Annotated in this window: 2 protein-coding genes; both read right to left on the reverse strand. The window is 64.1% G+C overall.

Features of this window, described 5'->3' with window-relative positions:
- Window positions 1-22: 22 nt before the first annotated feature.
- Window positions 23-211 (reverse strand): hypothetical protein, encoded by a 189-nt coding sequence (locus tag GSQ89_RS37920; RefSeq protein WP_158933298.1) that lies wholly within the window; start codon window positions 209-211, stop codon window positions 23-25.
- Between the two features lie 226 nt (window positions 212-437).
- Window positions 438-1,774 (reverse strand): Hint domain-containing protein (locus tag GSQ89_RS37925; RefSeq protein WP_158933299.1); only part of this gene is annotated, 1,337 nt, incomplete at its 5' end.

A 1,774-nucleotide genomic window follows, 5' to 3' on the forward strand; every position in this document is an offset into this window, starting at 1 on the left:
GGTCCCACTGACCGAGGACCGGTCAGCCCCCTTCCCTTCCGATCAACCCAATCAGCAGACCGTCCGGCTCAACCGCCTCCAAGCGGCCGAGCCCGCGCGGCTGCCCGCACAAGGACAGCCACATGCCGAACGACACCAGCGCATTCACGCTCAACCTGTTCGATAACACCGCGTTGTCGGGCTGGACCCGGACACCGCTGGCCGCGATCATGCCGTCCAGCAGATCGCGCAGCCGATATCCTTGCCCACTGCAGAGAGCTTGCAAGGCTGTGGGGACTCGGAGGCGGTCACCCAGGCGACAGCGCCGCTGTGGGATGGAAGTCACAGCGAAGTCCCCACAGTTTTGCATGCTCTCTATCCCGACTTCCGTTCTGCCAACCGCAACATTGAGGTCACAGCCGCAGCGTGAGTCCCCACAACTTTGCACGCTCTCATGCTTACGCTGCCGTCCTTGCGGTACTATCCCCATAGTCCAGATACTGTGTCGCGCCGCCAAGATGCAGCATCACCTCGGCGCCTTCGTCGAACGGGGCGAAGGCCTCGATCGGCAATTCGGCATAGCCGTCGGTCCAGCGCAGGCCATCGGCCGGTTCGTAGTCGTGGAAGCCGGCGGTCAGGCGGTGGTCGTCCGCCTCGAACAGTGTGAAGCGGGTGCCCTGCCGTATGGCCACGCGACGTAGCGCGACACCCAACGACCGAGGATCGCGTGCGATCCCAAGTTCCGCCGGCACGGTGTCGCGGCAGGCGAGGACCACGCTGGCCGGGCGGCACGGCAGCCGGAAGACGTAGACAGACCCGGTGCGTTCTTGAGCATCCACGCGCATGCCATCGATGATCAGATGCAGATCCGGATCATCGGTCAACGGCGGCAGGTCGCGTGGGCCGGCACGGCCGAGAAGTCGTTTCCACACAGCATCGACAATGGGGCCACCTGTCAGCACGGGGGCATAGGGTTCCTGCGGCGGCAGGTGCCAGCCTTCATTTGCGTTCTGGAACAGCCAGCGGTTGCCGTCGTCGCGATAGCTTTCGGCCGGGACACCGTTGGCGATCAGCACGTCGTGGCTTTGCAGTTCGACGTGATAGATTTCGACCTCCTGCGCTCGGTCGTCCCAGATGATCGATTTGTGGTTGACCAGGAATTCCACCGGGATCAGCACGTCCTCGATGTAGAGCGAGTGGGCCTTGGTGACATGCAGATCATGGTGCGGCAGGTTGTCGCCCAAGGCGCCCTTGCGGACGATGACAGGTGTCGCGATGCCGCGCTTGCCACGGGTGGCCAGGACCTTGCCGGTGCCGACCCAGGTGACCTTGCGCGGTCCGTTAAGAGCGGTCAGCACCGTGTCGCCGGCTTTCAGGGTCTGCACCGGCACCTCGCCGTCCGGGGTGCCGATCAGCGTGCCGACGCAGAAGCAGATCGTGGTGAGTTCAGTGCCGGAGATTCCGGGGCCGGAGGCGATGGTGACGTTGCCGGCGGACTCCCCAAAATCCACCACGAGATGCGTGCCGCCACTGTTTGTCAGGGTCACCGACGTGCCGCCGCCCACGGCCCCGGTGTTCGTAGCTGTGAACCCGGTTATGTCGATCGTGTCGCCTTGAACGAAGCCGTCGACGACCGTGGACGAAATGTCGGCGTTGGTCTGGACCAGCCAGCTTGATGAAGGCGCAAAGTCCAGTGTGCCGAAGTTGGTGAATTGGGTACCGAAGCCGCTTAGGGTGCCCTGGCTTGCGGCGGAGGCAAGTTCCAGGGTGGCGTTAGTGGCGGTACCGCCCCCAA

Origin of the sequence: Acidisphaera sp. S103, assembly GCF_009765975.1 — a bacterium.
Lineage (GTDB): Bacteria > Pseudomonadota > Alphaproteobacteria > Acetobacterales > Acetobacteraceae > Rhodopila.

What these genes read in the sequence shown, in the direction of transcription:
- GSQ89_RS37920 (WP_158933298.1), bottom strand. Translation starts at nt 211, where the DNA reads ATGATCGCGGCCAGCGGTGTCCGGGTCCAGCCCGACAACGCGGTGTTA.